The organism is Desertihabitans brevis (assembly GCF_003327535.1).
Lineage (GTDB): Bacteria > Actinomycetota > Actinomycetes > Propionibacteriales > Propionibacteriaceae > Desertihabitans > Desertihabitans brevis.
This window is the reverse complement of sequence record NZ_QOUI01000006.1, coordinates 22,187-44,724: the sequence shown is the minus strand read 5'-3', so window position 1 is coordinate 44,724 and position 22,538 is coordinate 22,187. Positions and strand designations below refer to the sequence as shown.

Annotated in this window: 20 protein-coding genes and 1 pseudogene; 8 read left to right on the top strand and 13 right to left on the bottom strand. The window is 74.6% G+C overall.

Features of this window, described 5'->3' with window-relative positions:
* The first annotated feature begins 70 nt into the window (after positions 1 to 70).
* The gene (locus DT076_RS10530; protein ID WP_114126644.1) at positions 71 to 817 is read left to right on the top strand and encodes a GntR family transcriptional regulator; all 747 of its coding nucleotides are present in this window, start codon (positions 71 to 73) and stop codon (positions 815 to 817) included.
* Here DT076_RS10530 and DT076_RS19400 read toward each other — a convergent pair.
* On the bottom strand, positions 787 to 1,011 hold the full coding sequence (locus DT076_RS19400; protein ID WP_158548104.1) for an NAD-dependent epimerase/dehydratase family protein: 225 nt from the start codon (positions 1,009 to 1,011) through the stop codon (positions 787 to 789). The two genes, DT076_RS10530 and DT076_RS19400, sit on opposite strands and share 31 nt — an antisense overlap.
* A 214-nt stretch (positions 1,012 to 1,225) precedes the next feature.
* Between DT076_RS19400 and DT076_RS10520 the strand changes: the two genes are divergently transcribed.
* The gene (locus tag DT076_RS10520; protein ID WP_114126642.1) at positions 1,226 to 1,981 is read left to right on the top strand and encodes an SDR family oxidoreductase; all 756 of its coding nucleotides are present in this window, start codon (positions 1,226 to 1,228) and stop codon (positions 1,979 to 1,981) included.
* A gap of 206 nt (positions 1,982 to 2,187) precedes the next feature.
* On the opposite strand, the gene DT076_RS10515 is transcribed toward DT076_RS10520, so the two are convergent.
* Positions 2,188 to 3,771, bottom strand: coding sequence for an MFS transporter (locus DT076_RS10515; RefSeq protein ID WP_199539112.1), 1,584 nt, complete (start codon positions 3,769 to 3,771; stop codon positions 2,188 to 2,190).
* Positions 3,772 to 3,879: 108 nt separating this feature from the next.
* Complete coding sequence (locus DT076_RS10510; RefSeq protein WP_114126641.1) at positions 3,880 to 4,488, bottom strand: class I SAM-dependent methyltransferase; 609 nt, start codon at positions 4,486 to 4,488, stop codon at positions 3,880 to 3,882.
* Positions 4,489 to 4,587: 99 nt separating this feature from the next.
* On the opposite strand from DT076_RS10510, the gene DT076_RS10505 reads away from it, so the two are divergent.
* On the top strand, positions 4,588 to 5,196 hold the full coding sequence (locus tag DT076_RS10505) for a helix-turn-helix domain-containing protein (protein ID WP_114126640.1): 609 nt from the start codon (positions 4,588 to 4,590) through the stop codon (positions 5,194 to 5,196).
* Positions 5,197 to 5,336: 140 nt separating this feature from the next.
* Here DT076_RS10505 and DT076_RS10500 read toward each other — a convergent pair whose 3' ends face one another.
* From DT076_RS10500 to DT076_RS10470, 7 genes are all read right to left on the bottom strand, one after another.
* Entirely contained in the window at positions 5,337 to 6,254 is a 918-nt protein-coding gene (locus tag DT076_RS10500) for a methyltransferase domain-containing protein (RefSeq protein ID WP_114126639.1), read from the bottom strand.
* 5 nt (positions 6,255 to 6,259) lie between these two features.
* Positions 6,260 to 8,137 carry a translation elongation factor 4 gene (lepA, locus tag DT076_RS10495; protein ID WP_114126638.1) on the bottom strand — a complete coding sequence of 626 codons (1,878 nt, stop codon included), beginning with the start codon at positions 8,135 to 8,137 and terminating at the stop codon, positions 6,260 to 6,262.
* A 165-nt stretch (positions 8,138 to 8,302) separates the two neighbouring features.
* The gene (locus DT076_RS10490) at positions 8,303 to 8,494 is read right to left on the bottom strand and encodes a DUF5302 domain-containing protein (protein ID WP_114126637.1); all 192 of its coding nucleotides are present in this window, start codon (positions 8,492 to 8,494) and stop codon (positions 8,303 to 8,305) included.
* 89 nt (positions 8,495 to 8,583) lie between these two features.
* Positions 8,584 to 9,120, bottom strand: coding sequence for a pyridoxamine 5'-phosphate oxidase family protein (locus DT076_RS10485; RefSeq protein ID WP_114126636.1), 537 nt, complete (start codon positions 9,118 to 9,120; stop codon positions 8,584 to 8,586).
* 10 nt (positions 9,121 to 9,130) lie between these two features.
* Positions 9,131 to 9,487 carry a DUF2834 domain-containing protein gene (locus DT076_RS10480; RefSeq protein ID WP_199539111.1) on the bottom strand — a complete coding sequence of 119 codons (357 nt, stop codon included), beginning with the start codon at positions 9,485 to 9,487 and terminating at the stop codon, positions 9,131 to 9,133.
* Positions 9,484 to 10,473 carry a hypothetical protein gene (locus tag DT076_RS10475; protein ID WP_199539110.1) on the bottom strand — a complete coding sequence of 330 codons (990 nt, stop codon included), beginning with the start codon at positions 10,471 to 10,473 and terminating at the stop codon, positions 9,484 to 9,486. The genes DT076_RS10480 and DT076_RS10475 overlap by 4 nt, the downstream gene beginning before the upstream one ends.
* On the bottom strand, positions 10,470 to 11,096 hold the full coding sequence (locus DT076_RS10470; protein ID WP_158548103.1) for a MerR family transcriptional regulator: 627 nt from the start codon (positions 11,094 to 11,096) through the stop codon (positions 10,470 to 10,472). Before DT076_RS10470 ends, DT076_RS10475 begins: the two co-directional genes overlap by 4 nt.
* 91 nt (positions 11,097 to 11,187) lie before the next feature.
* Here DT076_RS10470 and DT076_RS10465 point away from each other — a divergent pair, with 91 nt between their 5' ends.
* From DT076_RS10465 to rpsT, 3 genes and pseudogenes are all read left to right on the top strand, one after another.
* On the top strand, positions 11,188 to 12,039 hold the full coding sequence (locus DT076_RS10465; protein WP_114126634.1) for a hypothetical protein: 852 nt from the start codon (positions 11,188 to 11,190) through the stop codon (positions 12,037 to 12,039).
* Positions 12,040 to 12,532: 493 nt separating this feature from the next.
* A pseudogene (locus tag DT076_RS20355) lies at positions 12,533 to 13,035 on the top strand (DUF389 domain-containing protein).
* A gap of 168 nt (positions 13,036 to 13,203) precedes the next feature.
* Entirely contained in the window at positions 13,204 to 13,467 is a 264-nt protein-coding gene (gene rpsT, locus DT076_RS10455) for a 30S ribosomal protein S20 (protein ID WP_114126633.1), read from the top strand.
* 81 nt (positions 13,468 to 13,548) lie between these two features.
* Here rpsT and holA read toward each other — a convergent pair whose 3' ends face one another.
* The 3 genes from holA to DT076_RS10440 all read right to left on the bottom strand — a co-directional run bounded on the left by holA (position 13,549) and on the right by DT076_RS10440 (position 19,580).
* Complete coding sequence (gene holA / locus DT076_RS10450; protein ID WP_114126632.1) at positions 13,549 to 14,532, bottom strand: DNA polymerase III subunit delta; 984 nt, start codon at positions 14,530 to 14,532, stop codon at positions 13,549 to 13,551.
* A gap of 38 nt (positions 14,533 to 14,570) precedes the next feature.
* Complete coding sequence (locus DT076_RS10445; RefSeq protein ID WP_114126631.1) at positions 14,571 to 16,913, bottom strand: ComEC/Rec2 family competence protein; 2,343 nt, start codon at positions 16,911 to 16,913, stop codon at positions 14,571 to 14,573.
* Positions 16,914 to 17,066: 153 nt separating this feature from the next.
* Positions 17,067 to 19,580: a bifunctional metallophosphatase/5'-nucleotidase gene (locus DT076_RS10440; RefSeq protein WP_147264120.1), complete on the bottom strand. Its 2,514-nt coding sequence runs from the start codon at positions 19,578 to 19,580 to the stop codon at positions 17,067 to 17,069.
* A gap of 163 nt (positions 19,581 to 19,743) precedes the next feature.
* Between DT076_RS10440 and DT076_RS10435 the strand changes: the two genes are divergently transcribed.
* Both DT076_RS10435 and DT076_RS10430 read left to right on the top strand, forming a co-directional pair.
* A complete protein-coding gene (locus DT076_RS10435) occupies positions 19,744 to 21,798 on the top strand; it encodes a HelD family protein (RefSeq protein ID WP_114126629.1) in 2,055 nt (684 codons plus the stop codon).
* A 90-nt stretch (positions 21,799 to 21,888) separates the two neighbouring features.
* Positions 21,889 to 22,524, top strand: coding sequence for a LuxR C-terminal-related transcriptional regulator (locus DT076_RS10430; protein ID WP_114126628.1), 636 nt, complete (start codon positions 21,889 to 21,891; stop codon positions 22,522 to 22,524).
* The last annotated feature ends 14 nt before the right edge of the window (positions 22,525 to 22,538 follow it).

The window sequence follows — 22,538 nt, the reverse complement described above, 5'->3', positions numbered from 1 at the left end:
TCGTCCGGTCGTCGTCAGGCTAGAGGTCTGCTTGCGGTCTGGCAAAGCCGCCGATTGGTATGGTCTTGGTATGCCTGTCGAGCTGCCCCGGAGCCTGCTGAGCGAGGACGCGCTGCCGCTGTACGGACGCATCGCGCGGCGGCTCTGGGCCGATGTCGAGGCCGACCGGGCCGGGGCCGGCGACCGGTTGCCACCGGAGCGGGCGCTGGCCGAGCGTTACGCGGTCTCCCGGGTGACGGTGCGGGCGGCGCTGGCCGACCTGCAGGCCCGCGGGCTGGTGGAGCCGGTGCAGGGCCGGGGCTGGACGGTGCGGGGGGCGGGCGCACCTGCGACCCCGAACGTCCTCGGGTTCGCCGACTACGCGCAGCGGCTCGGGCTGCAGGTCGGCACCCGGGTGCTGCAGGTGCGGACCCGTCCGGCCGGCCACGACGAGGCCGAGCGGCTGCGGATGCTGCCCGGCGCCGACCTGTTCGAGCTCCGCCGGCTGCGCTACCTGGACGCCCAGGTGGTGGCGCTGGAGCACAACCGGGTGCCGCTGGCGCTCTGCCCCGGGCTGACCGCGGTCGACTTCGGCACCGCCTCGCTGTACGCCACCCTGCGCGCCGCGGACCCGCCGCAGCTGCCGGGCACCGCCGAGTACTCGGTGGAGGCCCGGACGCCGGACGAGGAGGAGCGCCGGCTGCTGGAGATCACCGGGGACGTGCCGCTGCTGGTGGCCACCCAGCTCACCGCCAACCAGCACGACCGGCCGCTGGAGCTCACGGTGCAGGCCTACCGGGGCGACCGCTACCGCTTCCAGGGTCGGATCACCAGCTGACCGGCGCGCTCAGGCCGGCGCACCGGGCACCAGCCCAGGCGCCCGCCGGGGTCGACCCCGGCGCGCCGCAGGTCACGTTGCAGCTCCGCCCCGCGCTCTGCCGTGCGCACCGCGGCGCGGACCCGGTGGCCCTGCTCGAGCAGGGCCGCCGTGGTGTGCGTCCCGAGGTAGCCGTTGGCGCCGGTGACGAGCACCGGGCGTTCCTCCGTCGTCAGGGTTCTCCCTCCGTGGTGTGCCAGGCCTCTGACGACAGAAGGTGCCCCGATGTCAGGAGGGTCCCCGGGCAGCCCGGGCGAGCGGCCGTGCCCCCGGCGCCTCACACCACCGGGGGCTGCCTCGTCACCCCGGGTGGCCGCCGCTGCGGCGCGTCATCCACGGCCCGACCGGGCCTGCTGACCGAGGAGACCCATGAGGATCGCGATCGCCGGTGGTACCGGCACCGTCGGACGACACGTGCGGGAGGAGGCCGCTCGCCGGGGCCACGACGTGGTCGTGCTCACCCGCGGGAACGGCGTGGACGTCCTGGCCGGCACGGGCCTGGAGTCCGCCCTCGCCGGGGTCGAGGTCGTCATCGACGTGCTGAACACCACCACGCTGTCGACGCAGAAGGCGGTCCGGTTCTTCTCCACCACGAGCCGGCACCTCCTCGCCGCCGGGGAGCGTGCCGCAGTGCGCCACCACGTCGCGCTGTCGGTGGTCGGGATCGACGGCATCACCACCTCCTACTACGCCGGCAAGCTGGCCCAGGAGCGGCTGGTGCGGACCTCACCGGTCCCCTCCACCATCGCGCGGACGGCGCAGTTCCACGAGTTCGCCGAGCAGGTCGCCGCCCAGACCAGCCTGGGGCCGGTGACGCTGGTGCCCCGCACGCTCACCCGGCCGGTGGCGGCCAGCGAGGTCGCCGCGCACCTGCTCGACGTCGCCGGGTCGGCCCCGGCCGGCCGGGCACCCGATCTGGTCGGCCCGCGCGACACCACCCTGGCCGACATGGTCCGGCAGCTGTACGCCGCCGACGGCACGACCCGCCGCGTCCTCGACCTCCGCCTCCCCGGGGCCTACGGCGCCGGTCTCGCCTCCGGCGCCCTGCGTGGGGGGGACGGGCCCCGACGCACCGGCCACCTGACGTTCGAGGAGTGGCTCGACTCCGACCACCGCCGCCGATGACCCGTCCGACCCAGCACCGGGGAACCCCCGTGCCCACCGACGTCCCTGCTCGCCCCGGCCGGCTCCAGCTGGCCTCCCTGATCGGCACCCTCGTCATCGCCGCCGTCGTCGGGACGTGGGCCTACGCCCGCCGCGGGAGTTCTACGACCACTTCCCCGCCGTCCTCGGGGAGTGGATCTCCCAGGACGGGCCGTACAACGAGCACCTCATCCGGGACCACGGCCCTCCTGCCGGTCTGCGCCGCCCGTCCCGGTGGGCCCGCCGGTGGGGCCGCGCAGGGCGACGAGCACGACGAGGGCCGCCATCCCGGCCGCCGCGACCCAGATCGCCTGCTGCCAGCCGAGGACGAAGGCCTCCTGCGCGGCGGTGAGGACCTGCTCGGCGTGGCCGCCCGCGTGCTGGCTGGCGGCGGCGGCGTTGGCGATGCCCTCCCTCGCGGCGGCGGCGAGGTCGGCCGGGACGCCGTCGAGGCGGCTGCTGATGGCGCGCTGGTAGCCGGCGACCAGGAGCCCGCCGAGGAGGGCGATACCCAGTGCGGCGCCGAGCTCGCGGGTGAGGTCGTTGAGCGCCGAGGCGACACCCTGCTGCTCCCGGGGCAGCGAGGAGGTGATGGCCTCGGTCGAGGGCGTCATGGCCAGGCCGGCGCCGAGACCCATGGCGACCAGCCCGGGGAGCACGGAGAGGTAGCCCCCGGTGACCGAGACCAGCGACGCCATCAGGGCGAGTCCGCCGGTCGTGATGGTGAGGCCGGCGACCATCGCTGCACGGGTGCCGATCCGACCCGCCAGCCGCGGGGCCAGACCCGAGGCGACCATCATCAGCAGCGCCATCGGCATCAGCCCGAGCGTGGCCAGCAGCCCGCTCCAGCCCAGCACCACCTGGAAGAAGGGGTAGAGCACCAGGGCGATGCCGCCCTGGACGCCGAAGAGCACGAGCAGCAGGGTGGTCCCGGAGGAGAGGCCGCGGGCGCGGAACCGCCGGACGTCGAGCAGCGGCGACGGTGCCCGCAGCTCCCGGCCGATGAACGCGGCGGTGGCGAGCACGGCCACCGCGAGGGTGACCAGGATGACGGGATGGCCCCAGCCGAGCGTGGGCGCCTCGTGCAGCGCGTAGGTGAACCCGACGGCGGCGACGACCGAGGTGAGGGCGCCGGGCAGGTCGAAGCGGCCCGGCGCCGGCTGACGGGAGTTCGGCACCGCGGCGAGAGCGATCACCGCCGAGAGGAGCGTCAGCACGGTCGGGAGCGCGAACAGCCACCGCCAGCTGGCCAGGTCGACCAGCAGCGCCGAGAGGTACATGCCGAGGATGCCGCCGCCCCCGGCGACCGCGGTCCACAGCCCGATCGCCTTGGAGCGGTCCCGGTCGGGGAACGAGGCCGTGATCACCGACAGGGTGACAGGCATGATCATCGCCGCGCCGATCCCGCTGAGCAGACGGGCGCCGAGCATGGTCTCGGTGGTGGGGGCGAGGGCCGCGGCGACGTTCGCGACGCCGAAGAAGACCAGGCCCGCGAGCAGGACGGGCTTGCGGCCGAGCCGGTCCCCCGCCCCACCCAGCGGCAGCAGGAGGGCCGCGAGGGTGAGGGTGTAGGTGTTGATGATCCACAGCACCTCCCCCTGGGAGGCGTCGAAGGTGGCGGCCAGCTGCGGCTGGGCGACGTTGAGCCCCGAGACGGAGGCGACGACCGCCATCAGGGCGAGGCAGACGGCCCAGAGGACCGCGCGCTGGCGTCGCGGGTCGTCGATGATCGGCGCGGCCGGAGGCGCGCCATCCGATGCGGTGGTGGTCATGGTCGAGAGTCCTTCCGGGTCGTCGCGCCTGGCGGTGCCGGCACGGTGGGCAGGGTGGGACGGCGTCGCGGCACGACCGCGACGCAGGTCGGGGAGACGGTGGGGTGATCAGGCGGTGCGGCGGGCGCGGACGACCACGTCGTGCAGCGGTACCGCCCGGCCGCCGGCGTGGACGGTGCGGGTGTTCTCGTAGCGGGCCTCGATGCGCCAGTCCGGGGCGGCGAGGACGTCCGTGATGCCGGTCGCCGTGGCCGTGGCGCCCTCGGGGTGGGCGTGGCCGTGGTGCTGGCCGGGGAGGTGCCCGACGACCAGCAGGGTGCCGTCCGGGGCGACCCAGGACGCGATCCGGCGGTAGAAGCCGACCTGGTCGGTGTCGGGGTGGGCGTAGCTGGTGACCACGAGGTCCCACCGCCGCCCCGGCTCCCAGCGGGCCAGATCCGTCTGGACCCACTCGACCCGGTCGTCGAGGCCGGCAGCGCGGGCGTGGTCGGCGGCGCGCGCCAGGGCGGTCGCGGAGATGTCGGCGGCGGTGACCTGCCAGCCGTGCTCGACCAGCCACAGCGCTTCGCTCCCCGTGCCGCAGCCCGCGTCCAGCGCGGTGCCGGCGGGCAGGTGCTGGGTCTCGGCCTGCAGGTACGGGTGGACCGGGAGGCCCCCGCCCGGAGCGGCCCGCCTCCAGTGCTCCTCCCAGTAGGACCCGTCGAACCGGTGGGTCATCCGCCGCCCGCCTCCTCTTGTCGTCCCTGCTTCCTCGACCAGGGTGCTGCTACCCGTGCGCGTTGGCAATCTTTGTTGCCGGATGGAAAACTGCGGGATGTGGATGCCACCACCGACCAGACGCTGGACGCCGTGGGACCCCGGCTCAAGCACCTCCGCCTGCGCCGTGACGTCACGCTGACCACGCTCGCCGCCGCGACCGGGATCTCCGTCAGCACGCTGTCCCGGCTGGAAGCAGGGCTGCGCCGGCCCACCCTGGAGCAGCTGCTGCCGCTGGCCCGCTACCACGGGGTCACCCTCGACTCCCTCGTCGATGCACCCCGCACCGCGGACCCCCGCATCGACCTGCGCCCGCTGCAGTGCCGCGACGGGTCCGTCATCATCCCGCTCACCCGCCGTCCCGGCGGCATCCAGGCCTACAAGTTCGTGCTGCCGACCGGCGACGACGCGGCGGTGCCCGACCTGCGCTCCCACGAGGGGTTCGACTGGGCCTACGTGCTGAACGGCACCCTGCGCCTGGTCCTCGGCGACCACGACCTGCGCCTGCGGCCCGGGGAGGCCGCGGAGTTCGACACCCGGACCCCGCACTGGTTCGGCGCCACCGGCTCCGGCCCGGTGGAGTTCCTCAGCCTCGTCGGGCGCCAGGGTGAACGGGCCCACGTCCGGGCGACGACCGACGGGCGGACGGGGCCAGCAGGACGACCGTGACCCGCCCGGCAGGGGGCGTCCCACCGGTCACTCCCCGGGGTCGAGCGCGACCCGCTCGGCCGGCGCCGACGCAGCGGACGGATCGGCACGACGGCCTCCTCCGGGCGGGACTCCCCGATCATCGCACCCGGTCGACCGGGTCAGCGCCCCCAGTCGGTGACCACGCTGCCCCAGACCAGGGCGGCGTCCTCGGCGGCCAGACCCTCGTCGCCAGGTGCCGGCTCGGCCAGGGAGCGCAGCACCACCGCACCACCCGGACGGACCGCGTGCCGCACCGCCACCCGCAGCCGGACCGCGTAGTCGGCCGAGGCGCCGTCGAGCACGTTGGACAGCGAGACCGCGTCGTAGTGCCCTTCCGGGACGCCGGCCAGGTGCTCGGCGACGTCGCCCGCCACCCACTCGACGTCCTCGGACTCGACCGCGGGCAGACGCCAGCCCGGCAGCTCCTCCCCCGACAGCACCCGCCAGGCGAACCGGTTGTCCCGCATCCCGTGCCGGGCCAGGCCGCGGGCCAGGCGGGCACGCAGGATGTCGTCGAAGCGGCGCGGGATGAAGCGGGCGAACTCGCGGGTGAGCAGGCGGATGGTGAACGAGCTGGGGCGGACCAGACCCGCCAGCGTCCGGCGGGCCATCCTGGTGTCGAGATAGGCGTGCCAGTAGGCGGCGGCCTCCGCCGGCCCGGCCTCGGCCAGCGGCCGGGTGAGCCGGCTCAGCCGCCAGCCCGGCACCCCGGCCCGCAGCAGGGTGCGACCCACCGTCAGCAGGTGCTCGGCGCTGCCCCGCACCGGAGGTGCGCCGGCCAGGCGACGCCGGGCGTAGGCCAGCTGGTGCGGGTTGATGTCGACCGCGGTGACCCGGTGCCCGGCGGCGACGCAGGCGGCGGCGAGCTCACCCGGGCCCGCGATGACGCAGACCCGGCCGGGCGCTCCGAAGGCGGCCAGCTCGACCCGCTCGTCCTCGTGGCTGCGGCCGAAGAGGACCTGCGGCGGCCCGAACCGGGTCAGCCGACCGTGCTGCCACGGGGTGCTGACGACGTCGGGCTCGAGACGCCGGCCCACCCCGGCTACTTCTTCTCGGCCTTGGGCGGCTCGGTGGTGGAGAGCGCGGCCACGAAGGCCTCCTGGGGCACCTCGACACGGCCGACCATCTTCATCCGCTTCTTGCCCTCCTTCTGCTTCTCCAGCAGCTTGCGCTTGCGGGTGATGTCACCGCCGTAGCACTTGGCCAGGACGTCCTTGCGGATGGCGCGGATCGTCTCGCGGGCGATCACCCGGGCCCCGATCGCGGCCTGGATGGGCACCTCGAACTGCTGGCGCGGGATCAGCTCCTTGAGCTTGCCGGCCATCATCACGCCGTAGGCGTAGGCCTTGTCGCGGTGCACGATCGCGCTGAAGGCGTCCACCGGCTCGCCCTGCAGCAGGATGTCCACCTTGACCAGGTCGGCGGCCTCCTCACCGGCCGCGTCGTAGTCGAGCGAGGCGTAGCCCTTGGTGCGCGACTTCAGGGCGTCGAAGAAGTCGAAGACGATCTCGGCCAGCGGCAGGGTGTAGCGGATCTCCACCCGGTCCTCCGACAGGTAGTCCAGCCCCTGCTGGACGCCGCGGCGGGCCTGGCAGAGCTCCAGGATGGTGCCGATGTGCTCGGCCGGGCTGAGGATCGTCGCCTTCACCACCGGCTCGAGGACGGTGGCGATCTTGCCGTCGGTGGGGTACTCGCTGGGGTTGGTGACGGTCAGCTCGCGACCGTCCTCCATCCGCACGCGGTAGACGACGTTGGGTGCGGTGGAGATGAGGTCGAGGCCGAACTCGCGCTCCAGCCGCTCCCGGACGATCTCCATGTGCAGCAGGCCGAGGAAGCCGATCCGGAAGCCGAAGCCCAGCGCGCCGGAGGTCTCGGGCTCGTAGGTGAGGGCGGCGTCGTTGAGCAGCAGCTTGTCCAGCGCCTCGCGCAGCTCGGGGAAGTCGGCGCCGTCGATCGGGTAGAGCCCGGCGTAGACCATCGGGTTGGGGTGGCGGTAGCCGCCCAGCATCTCGGTGGCCGGCTTGCCGACGGTGGTGACGGTGTCGCCCACCCGGGACTGGCGGACGTCCTTCACTCCGGTGATGAGGTAGCCCACCTCGCCGACCCCGAGGGCCGCGGTCTTGACCGGTTCGGGTGAGATGACGCCGACCTCCAGCGTCTCGTGGGAGGCCTTGGTCGACATCATCAGCACCCGCTCGCGGTGGCTGAGCTCGCCGTCGATCACCCGGACGTAGGTGACCACGCCCCGGTAGGTGTCGTAGACGGAGTCGAAGATCAGGGCCCGGGCCGGCGCGTCGGCGCGACCGGTGGGCGGCGGCACCTGCAGCACGATCTCGTCGAGCAGCTCGGCGACACCCAGGCCGGTCTTGGCCGACACCCGGAGCACGTCGGAGGGGTCGCAGCCGATGATCCCGGCCAGCTCCTCGGCGAACTTCTCCGGCTGGGCGCTGGGCAGGTCGATCTTGTTGAGCACCGGGATGATCTGCAGGTCGGCCTCGAGGGCGAGGTAGAGGTTGGCCAGCGTCTGGGCCTCGATCCCCTGGGCGGCGTCGACCAGCAGGATGGCGCCCTCGCAGGCCTGCAGCGACCGGGACACCTCGTAGGTGAAGTCGACGTGGCCGGGGGTGTCGATCATGTTGAGCACGTAGTGCTGCTGGCCCTCACCGACGTCGCTGGCGTAGGGCATCCGGACGGCCTGGGACTTGATGGTGATCCCACGCTCGCGCTCGATGTCCATCCGGTCCAGGTACTGCGCCCGGGCGGCCCGCTCGTCGACCACCCCGGTCAGCTGCAGCATCCGGTCGGCCAACGTCGACTTGCCGTGGTCGATGTGGGCGATGATGCAGAAGTTGCGGATGACCGAGGGGTCGGTCGCACCCGGGGCGGGGGCGGACGCGGCGGTCGCAGTGGTCGGGCTCAAGGACGCTCCAGGCTCGGGACGTTCGCGGGCGGGACCCGCGGCGGTCCGGGTCGCACGACGCCCACCGGAGGCGCGCCTCCGAGGATCGCCGGGTGACCCGGACGGTCAGGTGTTCGGCCCATCATCCCACTGCGGACCGGCACTCCCAACCTGCGACGCCGCCGCTCAGGCGCCGCCACCGCCGGTCTTGCGGCGGAAGCCGCCGCCCGAGGTGTGCCCCTGCACCCCGTGCAGGTGCTCGGTGCCGTCGGTGCGGGCCCCCTCGGCCGTCGGGTGCTTCTGCTGCCGCTTGCGCTCCAGGGCCTCGCGCATCTTCTGCTTGAGGTCGTCGGCGCCGCTGCCGCTCTGCTGGGCCATGGGTCCTCCTCCGGTGGGTGGTCGGGCCTACTGTGCCGTCGCCGCCACGCCGGCGCCAGGGGTTTGCGCCGTCGGGTCGGCGATCCGCCTCAGCCGCCGAAGCGGAAACGGGTGACGTCGGCGGGGAAGCGGAACCAGGCCAGGGCCGTCCGCGGCCGCAGCACGCAGAGCCCGCCGGCGTCCTCCCCGGACCAGGAGTCGGGGCCGGGCTCGTAGCCGTCGGCGGCGTACTTGGCGCGGAACGCCGCCGACAGCCGCTCCCCCAGCTCGCCGACCACCGGCTCCGACGGACCGGAGGTGCCCTCGACGATGACCGCCTCCTTGCCGCTCTCCAGGTGCAGGGTGCAGGCCGGGTTGGTGCGCAGGTTGCGGGCGTGCACCGTCTCCGGGGAGCCGTCGTAGTGGTAGCACCCGTCCAGCCAGACACCCCACCGGGGCACCACGTGCGGACGTCCGTCGGGACGGGTGGTGGCCAGCCAGACGTGGGCCGCGTCGACGAGCCGCTGCTCGACGACGGACCACTCCAGCAGGCCGTCGGTGGTCTCGGGCACGCCGTAGCCGTCGGGCATCTGCGGCCGGTCGATGTGCCGGGGCGCTGCCGGGTCGTCGCTTCGTCGCGTCGTCATGCCCAGAACCCTAGGACCGGCCACTGACAAGATCCGCGGGCGCGACCCGGAGCTCGCGCAGCCGACGCTCCCGGACCGCGAGGAAGAGCGGCAGGGCGAAGGCGAGCGCCACCACCGGCGCGAGCACCAGGTAGACCCAGACGTGGCGGATCCCGAGCCGACGGGCCTCCACCAGCATCAGCACCCAGCAGGCGAGCAGCACGACCACCACGTCGACCACCAGCGAGGAGACCGACGGCCCGCTGCCCAGCCAGTCGCCCAGGTAGTCCCGCCCGGCCGCGATGGACAGCACGTTGAACGTCCAGGTGCCGACCAGCCCGACCCCGGCGAGCACGAACCACAGCACCTCCGCCGCCCGGCCGGTCACCGCACGCTCCCCGCGACCCGGTCGACCTCGGCCGACCGGCGTCCCCGCAGCAGCACTCCCACGGCGGCACCGAGCGCGACCACGCCGACCGCCACCGCGGCCAGCACCGTCCAGGCGTCCGGTGCCACCACCGACTGCCCGCGCAGCGCCTGCCAGGTGAGCAGCCCGGTGACCGCCAGCCAGGCCGCCGCACCGACCAGCACGAGGTCGCGACGGACCCGGACGGAGCGCAGCACCGCGACCCGGGTGGCCGCCAGCTCCAGGGCGACCAGCAGCAGCGGCACCGCCTGGAGCGCGTGCATGCCGACGAAGTGGCCGATCCTCAGGTCGCCGGCGACCGTCGACCAGCCGAGCAGCGGCAGCCCCGGACCGCCGTCGGCCACACCCACGGTGTGCGCCCCGATGACCCCCTGCGGGTCGGCCAGCTGGTGCGCGGTCGGCGAGGTCATCAGGAAGGCCTCGGCCATCCCGACCAGGGCGACCGCCAGACCTGCCCGCAGCGCCGCGGCCCGGGCCGGGTCGGCGATCCGGGCCCGCAGCAGCAGCACGCCGAACACCAGGGCCACCACCCACAGCCCGGTGATGGAGGTGCCCATCACGCCCCACAGCGCGGCGGCGGTCGGGCTGCTGACGTTGAAGTGGCTGGTGGTGCCCGCGACGGCCGCGCCGACGATGATCACCTGCTCGACGACCAGGAACAGCGCGGTCAGGGTGCCGAGCCACCACAGCACCCGGCGCCTGGGCACCAACGCCAGCATCCAGCTGAGGGTGAGGGCGTAGAGCGCGATCGAGACGAAGAACTTGATCGGCTTGGCCCACAGCGGCGCGCCGGTCACCAGCCGCGGGTCGGCGACCAGGCCGATGCCGGCCACGGCGGCGCCGACCAGGCAGGCGGCGGCGACCGCGAGCAGCGGTCGGTGCCAGGGGGTGGCGCCCCACAGCCCGGCCGGGGGCCGGGTCGGGGCGGGTGCGGTGGTCAGTGTCATGACTCCTCCTCGGGCTGGGTGCGGGTGAGCTGGGTGCGGGTGAGCTGGGCCTGGGCGACGCGGCGCAGGCCGGCGAGCAGGACGTCGCCCATCGAGGTGCCGACGGCGACGAGGCGGACCCGTTCGGTGGTGCCCGGACGGCGTCCGACCTCCTCCAGGTCGGCCCGGGCGACGAGCTGGGCGGCCTCCCAGTAGGTGCGGAGCCAGGTCTCGCTGGGGACGCGGTCCCCGGCGGCGAAGCCGTCCAGGGCGCGGGCGGCCATCGCGGCGCCGACGTCGGAGACCGGCTGGGAGTCGCCGCTGGTGAGCTGGACGACCCGGGCGCTCGACTCCTCGGTGGCGGGCTGGCCGCCGGCGGAGACGAGCCGCTGGGCGACGCCGAAGACCTCGCCCAGCGGCTGGCCGGCGTCGAGCACGGCGGTGAGCTCCTTCACGCCCGCCACGCTGACCCCGGCCACCTCGACCAGCGCCCGGACGAGGGCGAGCCGCTCCACGTGGTGCTCGCCGTAGACGGCCTGGGTGGCCGAGGTCCGCTCGCCGGCGGGCAGCACCCCCTCACGCAGGTAGTACTTGATGGTGGCGACGGGCACCCCGGTGCGGGTGCTGAGCTCGGAGATCCTCACTTGGATAGTTTAACTATCGGATAGTGCTGCTGTCCACTGGTGCCCGGCGTGGACCGGTGTGGCATCGTCGGGGTGGGAGGTGGTGTCGAGGATGACGCGAGCCCAGCGGACGGGGCGGCTCGTCGCGGCGGCGACGGTCGCGGTGCTGACCGCCTGCACCGAGCAGGAACCGCTCGTGACCGAGCCCCCGCCTCCGATCCCGCCGGAGACCGAGCTGTGGGCGCACGGGATGCTGCTCCAGCAGGGCACCGACGCCCCGGTGCTGTGCGTCGGCGGGGTGATGGAGTCCTACCCGCCGCAGTGCGGTGGGCCGGAGGTGGTCGGCCTGGACTGGGCCGACGTCGCCGAGCACGAGGACGCGTTCGACGTGCGGTGGGGTGAGGCCTACGTGGTCGGCACCTTCGACGGGCGGCGGTTCACCCTCACCCGGCCGCCCAGCACGACGGTGCCCACCGGCGTCCCCACCCCGGCGCCCGAGCCGGAGCCCGACTTCCCCCAGCTGTGCGACGACCCGTTCCGCGGCGGCAGCCAGGAGGCGGGTGAGGACCTGGACGCCCAGGCCGCCCTGCAGGCCCGGCTCATCGACTACCCCGGCTACGTGGCGTCGTGGGTCTCCAACGGGCGGAACCTGTTCAACGTCACCGTCACCGGCGACCCGGAGCAGGCCTGGTCGGACTTCCGCGAGGTGTGGCGGGGCGGGCTGTGCGTGGCCCAGCGCGACTCCCCTCCGCAGAAGGACGTGCTGGCCGCGCAGGAGGCGGTGACCGGCATCGCCGACGAGGTCGGCGTCCTCGGCGCCGCCGGCACCAGGACCGGGCTGCTGGAGGTGGACGTCCTGCTGGCCGACCAGGCCACCGTGACAGCGGTGCACCGGGCCGTGGCCCCCTGGCTCTCCCCCAAGCAGGTCGAGGTCACCGGCGCGCTGCAGCCCGTCCCGGGGTGAGCATCAGGATCCCGTCAGGACGCGGGTGCGCCGAACCCGGCACCGGCCGCGCGGCGGTTAGCCTCCTGCGGGGCTGCACCTGCGCGTGATCTGCCCACCCGATGCCACTCCCGAGGTGCTGGCCCGGTTGCGCGACTGCCCCGGGACGGCCCATCTGGTGCTCAGCCGCGGGGTCGCGCTGGAGCCGGCCGGCGACCTGGTGGAGGCCGACGTCGCCCGGGAGAGCGCCGATGAGCTGCTCGAGGCGCTGGGCATCGACCACAGCGGCGGGATCACCCTGGAGCCGTTGGACACCGTGCTCTCCGACGCGGCCGACACCGCCCAGCGCGAGGCTCCGGGCGACCCGGCCGACGCCACCGTCTGGGAGGAGCTGATCGCCCGCACCGGCGACGACTCGCGTCCCACCGTCACCTTCCTCGCCTTCCTCACCCTGGCCTGCCTGATCGCGGTGGTCGGCATCGTCACCAACTCCCCGGTCACCGTGGTGGGGGCGATGGCGGTCGGACCGGAGCTCGGCCCGCTGGCCGCGCTGGCGATCGGTGTGGTGCTGCGCCGGCGCGACCTGGTGCGCCAGGCGGCCCTGGCCCTCGGCGTCGGGTTCCCGCTGGCCATCCTCGCCACCACGGCCGGGGTGCTGCTCTGCGAGGCGACCGGGCCGATCTCGGTGACCGCCCTGGACACCGCCGACCAGGTGGCTTCATCGACCAGGTGGAATCGTTCTCCCCGATCGTGGCGCTGCTCACCGGGGCCGCGGGGATGCTGTCGCTGACCTCGGCCAAGTCCGCCGCCCTGGTCGGGGTGTTCATCTCGGTGACGACGGTGCCGGCCGCCGCGTTCGCGGTGGTGGCCGCCACCACCGGGGACTGGGCCCGGGCCGGGGAGTCGCTGCTCCAGCTGGGGCTCAACCTCGTCGGCATCGTGGTCGCGGCCGCCGCGGTGCTGTTGCTGCGCACGCGCCGCTCGGCCGGGTTGCGGCGTCTGCCGGTCGGAGGCTGACGGGCCCGACCGCGGACTGCCGGCGTCCGTTTGGCCGTGGTGGCCGGTCGTTGGTAGAGTGCACTGTCGCTCCGGAGCCGACCTCCCCGGGTGCTCGCACCTGACGGGTCGGACGCGTCCGGGGCCTCCGAACCCGAAACCAGCTCGACCAGACCAGAGGCTTGCCCAGTGGCGAACATCAAGTCCCAGATGAAGCGGATCAAGACGAACGAGAAGGCTCGTCTGCGCAACAAGGCCGTCAAGTCCGGCCTGAAGACGTCGATCCGCCGCTTCCGTGAGGCCGTCGAGGCCGGTGACACCGCGAAGGCCCAGGAGGCCGCTCGCGTGGCGTGCCGCAGCCTGGACAAGGCGGTCTCCAAGGGAGTCATCCACCGCAACCAGGCCGCGAACCGCAAGTCGGCGATCGCGTCCAAGGCCGCGGCCCTCAGCTGACCCGCTCGCGCTGACTCGCCGGCCCCGGCCGGTGCGGAGCCCGATCACCTCTGGTGGTCGGGCTCCTTGTCGTCCCCGGGATCAGCGCCGGCTGCGGCAGCGGGTGACCTCGAGCACCGCCGACTCGATCGCGTGGTCGGGGTCCTCGGCGGCGCCCTTGATCTCGCCGTCGGCGCGCGCGACCACGGAGATGGCGCGGGCGAGACCGGCCTGGTCCCAGCCGCGCAGCTGCTGGCGCATCGACTTCACCTTCCACGGCGGGACGCCGATCTGCTTGCCGACGTCGGCGTCGCGCATCCCGGTGCCGGGCAGGCTGGACAGCTTGCCCAGCCCGCGCAGGCCGGAGGCGAGCGCGCTGCTCACCAGCACGTGGGCCACCCCGGTGCTCAGCGCCCAGCGCAGCTGCTCCATCGCCTGGTCGGTGCGTCCCGCCAGCGCGGCGTCGGCGACGGCGAAGCTGGTCACCTCGGCCCGGCCGCCGAAGTAGCGGCGGACCAGCGCCTCGGTGATCTCGGGTCCCTCGGCGTCGGCCACCAGCTGCTGCACCGCCGAGGCCAGCGCCCGCAGGTCGTGCCCGACGGCGTCCACCAGCAGCGCCGCGGCCGGCGGCTCGATCCGGGCGCGGACGCGGCGCGCCTCCGCGGTGACGAACTGGGGCAGCTCCCAGATCTTGGGCGTCGGGCAGTCGACCACCTCGGCCCTGGCCTTCTTGATCTTGTCGAGCAGCGCCTTGCCCTTGTTCCCTCCGCCGTGCACGAGGACGACCGCGCACTCGGGCTCGGGCGCGGTGGCCAGCTGGGCCACCTGGTCGGCGAGGTCGGCGGGCAGGTTGGCCAGGTCGCGCACCACCGCGATCGACCGGCTGGCGAAGAGCGAGCCGCCGACCATCTCCGAGAGCTGGCCGGCGTCCAGGCCGGAGGACTCCACGTCGTGCTCCTCCGCCTCCGGCGACTCGGCCAGGGCGGCGTTGACCAGCTCCTGCACCGCCCGGTCGGCCAGCAGACCGGACCCGGTGACCAGCACGACCCGTCCGAACACCGACTCCCTGACCGCCACGGGCCACATCCTGCCAGCCCGCACCGACAGCACGGGGGCCGTCGACCTCAGCGCTGGCTGGTCACGCTGATTCCGGCGGCCGAGCCCGAGAGCACCACCGCGCCCTGCTCGTCGGTGCGCAGCACCCGCATCCCGGCTCCGTGCAGCACGTCGAGCGTGCGCGCGGCGGGGTGGCCGTAGTCGTTGTCCCTCCCGGCGCTGACGACCGCCAGCCGGGCCCCGGTGCCGGTGAGGAGGTCTGGGTCCTGGTGGCCCGAGCCGTGGTGTGGCACCTTGAGCACGTCGGCGGGCAGCGGGCCGTAGCGGCGAAGCAGCCGGCCCTGCCCCGGCGGCTCGACGTCGCCGGTGAGCAGTACCCGTACCCCGGCGACCTCGGCGTAGCCGACCACACTGGCGTCGTTCTCCCCGCCGGACTCCCCTCCGCCCTCGGTCACCGGCTCCGGGGGCGGCAGCTCGACCGGTCCGAGGGTGGTCCAGGTGACGTCCCCGACGACCCACTGCTGGCCGGGCTGGGCGAGCACCGGCACCGCCCCGGCCGCGTCCAGGGTGGCTGAGGCGGCGCGGTGCTGGTCGGCCGGCAGCGGGAGCGGTGAGACCAGCACCGTGCCGACGCCGCGACCCTCGAGCGCCCCGGCCAGCCCGTCGACGTGGTCGGCGTGGAAGTGGCTGAGCACCAGCAGCGGCACCTGCTGCACCCCGAGGGTGGTGAGGCAGGCGTCCATCGCGGCCGGGTCGGGGCCGACGTCGACCACCACCGCCGACCGCGGCCCGGCCCGCAGCACCACCCCGTCGCCCTGCCCGACGTCGCAGGCCACCAGGAACCAGTCCGGCGGCGGCCACCCCGGCTGCACGGGGGGACGCAGCAGCGCCGCCACCAGCGCGAGCGCCACTCCCGCCGAGCACCACCAGCGGGCGAGGACCACCGGAACCACCCGCAGCAGCAGCACGCAGGCGCCGGCCAGCACCGCCAGCGACCAGGCGTGCACCGGCCAGGCCCAGACCGCCCCGGGCAGGGCGGAGCCGAGGTGGGAGACGGTGATGATGCCCTGGGCGCTCAGCGCCGAGCCGAGCGCGACGAACTCGGCCAGCGGCGGCCACAGCAACGACGCCCCGGCGGCCGCGAACCCGGTCACGGTGGCCGGGCCGACGAAGGGCCCGGCCAGCACGTTGGCGGCCAGCCCGGCCACGCTCACCTGCTGCGAGATCGCCGTCACCACCGGTTGGGTGGCGAGCTGGGCGGCCAGCGGCACCGTCACCGCCTGGGCGGCCCAGGACGGGAGCCAGGACATCCGGGTGGCCCAGGGCCCGGCCCACAGCACGATCCCCGCCGAGGCCAGCACCGACAGCGCCATCCCGGCCGAGCGGGCCAACCAGGGGTCGAGGAGCAGCAGCACCACCACCGCCGCCCACAGGTGGCGCAGCCCGCGCCGTCCGCCGCGTCCGCCCCATCCCAGCGCGGCGAGCGCGACCAGCCCCATCGCCGCGGCCCGCAGCACGCTGGGCTCGGTGCGGCACAGCGCCACGAACACCCCCACCCCGACCAGCCCGACCAGCCGCAGCCACCACCCACGCACCCCGGCCATCCGGGCCGCGCCGAGCAGGAAGGCCAGCAGCAGCGTCAGGTTGGCCCCCGACACCGCTGTCAGGTGGGTCAGCCCGGTGACGGTGAACCGCTGCTGCAGCTCCTCCCCCATCAGCGACGTGTCGCCGAGCACCAGCGCCGGCACCAGCGCCCGCTGCTCCTCCCAGCGCGGCGCCACCGCCGTCCGCAGCCCCGCCCGGACCCGTTCCACCAGCTGCTCCCCCGCCCCGGCCGGCGCCACCAGCGCACGATCGCCGCGGACGCGGACGACGGCGGCCACGTCGGAGCCGCGGTCGGGCGGGGCCAGCCGGGCCAGCACCCGGACCCGGTCACCGGCCACCCCCTGCTGCCACTGCCCGACCCGGTCGCCAGTGACGATGACGACGACCGGCTGGGCGGTGGCCACGTGCGTGCCGCGCCCGTCCACCCGCACCAGCTCGGCGCGGAGCCACCCCAGCTCCCCGCCCCCGGCCCCGGACGTCCGCTGCAGGTCGGTGCGGGTGACCACGTCGACCTCGACCACCGCCTGCTCCCCGGCCAACCCGGCCACCGGACCGCTGCGCACGGCGTGCACCCGCACCAGACCCACCACGCTGGCCCCGACCAGCAGCACCGCGACCGCGCCGACCAGCCAGGACCGCCGCCACAGCGCCACCCCGCCCAGCAGCACCGCCGCCCCGACCACCAGCGCCACCGCGAGCGACTGCTCTCCGGTGGCCACCCACTGCGCGCCCCACACCGCCCCGGCCACCGGCAGCAGCCGCCAGTCGTGCGCCGGCGGGGCCCGGTCGTCGGGGACGTCGCTCACGACCCAGAGGTGGCCGCCCGGTCACCCGGCCGTCGGCGCCCGACCCGTCCCTGTGGACGACGCGTCGCCGGCGCCGACGCCTGTGGACGACTCCGCCCCGGGCAGCACAGCGCCCCCGAGCCCTGCGGCTCGGGGGCGCTGTGCGTCAGCGGGTCAGCCGCGGCGGCGGGACGCGACCACCGTGGCGCCACCGGCGAGCAGCAGCACGGCGGCCAGGGCCACGACCGCCATCAGGCCGGCGTCGGAGCCGGTGTCGGCCAGGTCGCCCGGGCCGTCGGTGTCGTCGCCCGCGTCGTCACCGTCCGGGGCCGGGGTCGGCTCCGGCGTGGGGTCCTCGCTCGGGGTGAGAGTGGGCTCCGGCGTGGGCTCGGGGGTCGGCTCCGGGGTCGGCTCGGCCGCGGCCGCCTCGACCTCGAGCGTGATGCCGACCAGGCTGCCGGTCTCGGTGGCCAGGAACAGCTGGTGGGTGCCGCTGAGGTCGGCCGGGATCTCCACCGACACCTGCGCCTCGCCGTCGACCACCGCGACGTCGCCGAGGTAGACCCCCTCGTCGGGCGCCTGGGCCCGGGTCTGGACGCCCTCGTCGGCGGAGCCGTCGTCGAGCGCGCTCAGCACGGCCATCGGCTGGCCGCTCTCGGTCACCTCACCGCCGCCGGCGAGTGCGTCGCCGTAGGCCTCGAGCAGGTCGGCCAGCGCGCCGCCGTCCTCGGGCAGCACCCCGACCGCGGCCTCGGTGACCTGCGGGGCGCCGATGCTGGTCTGGTCCAACCCGCCGACCGTGAGCTCGAGGGACTCCCCGGCCGTCACCTCGACCGGGGCGTCACCCGGGTAGACCGCCGAGCGCTTGGAGAAGTCCGGCGTCAGCGGCGCCTCCGCGGCCTGGAAGGCGGACAGGTAGGCGAACCACGCGTCACGGTCCACCAGACCGGAGTCGCGCAGGTCGGTGCCCTCGGTGAAGACCCGGAAGTTGTCACCGCCCTGGGCCAGGAAGGAGAAGGTGCCGATGCGGTACTCACCCGCCGGGTCGATCGGCACACCGTCGACGAAGACCTGGGTGATGTGCTCGCCCTGCGCGGCGTCGGGGTCGAAGGTGTAGCTGACGTTGGCCGACAGCCCCAGCTGCAGGTAGGCCCGCGACGGCACCTCGCCGAACTCGTCGGTCTGCCACTGCTGCTCGAGCAGGGTGGTGAACTGCTCACCGGTCAGGGTGACGGTGTTGAGGTTGTTGAGGAAGGGCAGCACCGCGTTGGCCTCGGCCACGGTGATGTCACCCGCGTCGAACTCCGAGCGCAGACCGCCCGGGTTGACGACGGCGATCTCGGCGCCACCGCGCTCCTCGGGAGCCAGGGAGGTCAGCAGCGCATCGGCCACCAGGTTCCCCATGGCGGACTCGCTGCCGCGGTCGTCCCGGCTGGCGCCGAAGTCGTCGGAGGCGAAGTCGGTCGGGTCGGCGGGCTCGCCGTCGTAGTCGCCGTAGCCCTGCTCGCCGTAGCTGCCGTCGGTGAAGGCGGTGGTGATCGGGGCCTCGGCCTCGGCCAGCACGACCTCGCCCTCCTCCTGCGCGAAGGCCAGGGCGTCGTCGATGATGCCGTCGATCTCGGCGATCCGCGGGTACTCCGCCGCCAGCTCCTCGGTCAGGGCCTCGATCTCGGGGCCCAGGTCCTCGTCGCCGTCGTCCTCGACCGCGATCGGGTCGACGATCTCGGCGGTGGCGGCGACCGCCGCCGGGCCGCCCTCGGCCGCGTCGTCCACGGTGATGGTGATCTGACCGATCCCCGAGGCGTACTCGCCGGCCTGGATGACCGGGCGGGTGCCGCCCTGCAGACCCTCGACCGGGCCGTCGTAGTCGTAGGCCTGGTGGCTGTGGCCGGTGATGATCGCCGAGACGCTGTCGTCGGTGTCGTTGACGATCGCGTCGAAGATCTCGCTGGAGCCGACGGCGTCCTCGAGCCCGTCACCCTCGGCGCCGTAGCCCTCGTGGTAGGCCGCGACCAGGACGTCGGCCTCGCCGTTGCCGTCCTCGCCGTCGGTCAGCTCGCCGGCCACCCGGTTGACGGCCTCGACCGGGTCACCGAAGTCGATGTCGGCGACCCCGCCGGGCGAGACCAGGGTTGGCGTCTCCTGGGTGACGGCACCGATGACGCCGACGGTGATGCCGTCGACCTCGAACAGCGCGTACTCCTCGAGGGCGGCGTCGGTGGTGCCGGCGTCGTAGACGTTCGCGCCGAGGTAGCTGAAGTCGGCGGCCGGACGTCCACCGTTGGGGTTCTCCCCGACATCCTCGCCGGCGATGACGTCACCGGTGAGGTCGTCGAAGCCCTGGTCGAACTCGTGGTTGCCCACCGCCGAGGCGTCCACGTCGAGGGCGTTGAGGATGTCGATCGTCGGGTCGTCGTCGTCGACCGCGGACTCGAACAGCGAGGCGCCGATGTTGTCGCCGCCGGAGACCAGCAGGGTGCTGTCCTCGCCGGCCTGCTCGCGCAGCTGCTCGATCTGGCCCGCGAACGGGATGGTGAGGTCGGGGGTGATCCGGCCGTGGTAGTCGCTGAACGACAGGATGGTGATGTCGCGCTCCGCCGCCTGCGCCGGCGTCAGCGGCAGCACCGACGCCGTCAGCGCCAGACCCGCCCCCGTCACGGCGGCGATCCGCCAGGTCCTTGTGCCCATGTCCGTCCTTCTGTCTCGCAGTCGAGTGACGCTCGGACGCTACCGGAGCCCTCCCGTCGGGTCGATGGCCGCGAGGTGAACAAAAGGGGTTGACGGTCCCCTCGGTCTGAGTAAGGTCGCTCCTCGCCCCTCCACCCGTCCCGAGTGCATCGGAGCTCTTGGCATGCCCTCTCCCCCGACCGCCACCGAACCGCAGCTGGACGCCGAGCGGCGCCACCTGGACGACTCCCGACGGGCACTGGCAACCATGCGGGCGCGCACCGAGGCGGCCGAGGCCTCCGGCGGTGACTCCGTCTCGCTGCAGTACGTGAAGCAGGTCCTCTACCGCCGGATGAAGGCGCTGGAGGACGACCCGTCCGTGCCGCTGTTCTTCGGCCGCCTGGACTACGACACCGCCGTCGGCGCCGAGCACGACGAGCGGCTCTACATCGGACGCCGCCACGTCACCGGCGAGGCCGGCGACCAGCCGTTGGTGATCGACTGGCGCGCCGGCATGTCCCGACCCTTCTACCGGGCGTCCCGGACCGAGCCGATGGGCGTCCGGCTGCGCCGCCGCTTCGGTTTCGACGCCGGCCGCCTCACGGCGTATGAGGACGAGCGGCTCGCCGACGACACCGAGCCGTCGACCGACGCCGCCTCGCAGATCCTCCAGAGCGAGATCGAACGCCCCCGCACCGGGCCGATGCGCGACATCGTCGCGACCATCCAGCCCGAGCAGGACGTCCTCGTGCGCGCCGAGCTCTCCCGCTCGCTGTGCATCCAGGGTGCACCGGGCACCGGCAAGACCGCGGTCGGTCTGCACCGGGCCGCCTACCTGCTCTACGCCCACCGCCACCAGCTCTCCCGCTCCGGGGTGCTGGTGGTCGGGCCCAACGACTCCTTCCTCGGCTACATCGGCGACGTGCTGCCCGCCCTCGGCGAGATCGACGCCCGGCAGGAGACCGTGCAGTCCCTGGTCGCGGCCGCCACCGGGCAGGAGGTCCGCGCGGTCGAACCGGTCGAGGCCGCCGTGCTCAAGGGCGACGCCCGGATGGCGACCGTGCTGCAGCGGGCGGTGTGGTCGGCCCTCGGCACCCCGGACGCGCCGCTGGTGGTCCCCCGCGGGTCGCGCCAGTTCCGGGTCGCCGCCTACCGGCAGGAGGAGCTGGTGGTCGAGCTGCGCGGACGCGGCGTGCGCTACGAGGCCGGCCGCGCCATGCTCGCCCAGCGGCTGGCCCACGAGGTGCTGCTGCGGATGGAGGCCGCCGGCGACTCCCCCGACGACCGGGTGCAGGCGGCGGTGGCCCGCAGCAAGCCGGTCCGCGACTGCGTCGCGGCGCTCTGGCCGGCGCTGCAGCCGGCCCGGGTGCTGCACCGGCTCTACACCGACCCCGACCACCTGGCCGCCTGCGCCGAGGACGTCCTGGACGCCGACGAGCAGGCCCTGCTGCGTCCCGCCCGGGCCGCCCGCAGCGCCGCCGGCCTCCGCTGGACCGCCGCCGACCTGGTGCTGCTGGACGAGCTGGCCGACCTGCTGCAGCGCACCCCCAGCCTCGGCCACGTCATCGTCGACGAGGCCCAGGACCTGTCGGCGATGCAGCTGCGGGCGGTCGGACGCCGCGCCAGCACCGGCTCGGTGACCTTGCTCGGCGACCTGGCCCAGGCCACCACGCCGTGGGCCTCCCGCTCCTGGCAGGAGTCGCTGCGCCACCTCGACCAGCCGGAGGCGGAGGTCGCCGAGCTGGTGGCGGGCTTCCGGGTGCCCGCGGCGGTGATCGACTTCGCCGCCCGGCTGCTGCCCACCATCGCCCCCGGGCTCCGGCCGCCGCACTCGGTGCGCCGCGGCAGCGGTGACCTAAAGGTGCGCCCGGGCGGGCTGGAGGAGGTGGTCGACGCCTGCCGGACCGCCCTGGACCGCGAGGGCACGGTCGGTCTCATCGTGGCCGACGCCGCCGCCGACGAGGTCGGCGCGGCGCTGCGCGGGGCCGGCCTCGAGCACGGGGTGCTCGGCGAGGAGCCCGCCGGGACGGAGTTCCGGCACCGTCTGGACGTGGTGCCGGCCGGCCTGGCCAAGGGTCTGGAGTTCGACCACGTGGTGCTGGTCGAGCCGGCGGCCGTGGTCGCCGGGGAGGCCGACGAGACCACCGGGCTGCGCCGGCTCTACGTCTGCCTCACCCGGGCGGTGACGTCCCTGGCCGTGGTGCACCGGCACCCGCTGCCGGCCCAGCTCGCCGGCTGACGCCGTCGGCGGGTCTTGCCGGACCCCGGCGGCCGGGCGAGAATGGCCACGCACCGGATACCCCGGGCCGCCGTCTCGAGGGGGGACGCGATGGTCGAGGTGCTGCTCGTCACACCCGTGCGGATGCTGCGCGACGCCCTGACCGCCGCGCTGACCGCGAAGACCGAGCGCGTGGTCGCCCGGCACGCCGGCACGGCCGACGAGGCGCTCGCCCAGGCGGTGGTGCACCCGCCCGACCTCGGCCTGCTCGACTACGCGGTCGGACGTCCCGGCGACCTGGTCGAGGCGCTGGGACGGCTGGTCCCCCGCACCCGGTGGATCGGGCTGGGGATCCGCCCGGTCGACCACGACGACGACGTGCTGCGCTGCGCCGAGGCCGGGATGGTGGGCTTCGTCGACTCCGAGCAGGCCTTCGCCGACCTGGAGCAGGCGGTGCGGGTGGTGCTGGCCGGCGGCGCCTGCAGCAGCCCCCGGACGTCGGCCCTGCTGCTGCGTGGTCTGCGCCGGCGTCCGCTGCCGCCGCGCGTGGTGCGTCCCGGACCGGACTCCCGACCCGCCCTCACCCCGCGCGAGCAGGTCGTCGCCGACCTGATGTCGGTCGGTCTGACCAATCGCCAGATCGCCGCCCGGCTGGTCATCGGCGAGGCCACCGTGAAGACCCACGTGCACTCGGTGCTGGCCAAGCTGGGGCTGCGCTGCCGCGCCGAGCTGACGCCCTCGCCCTGACCCGCTCTCCACCG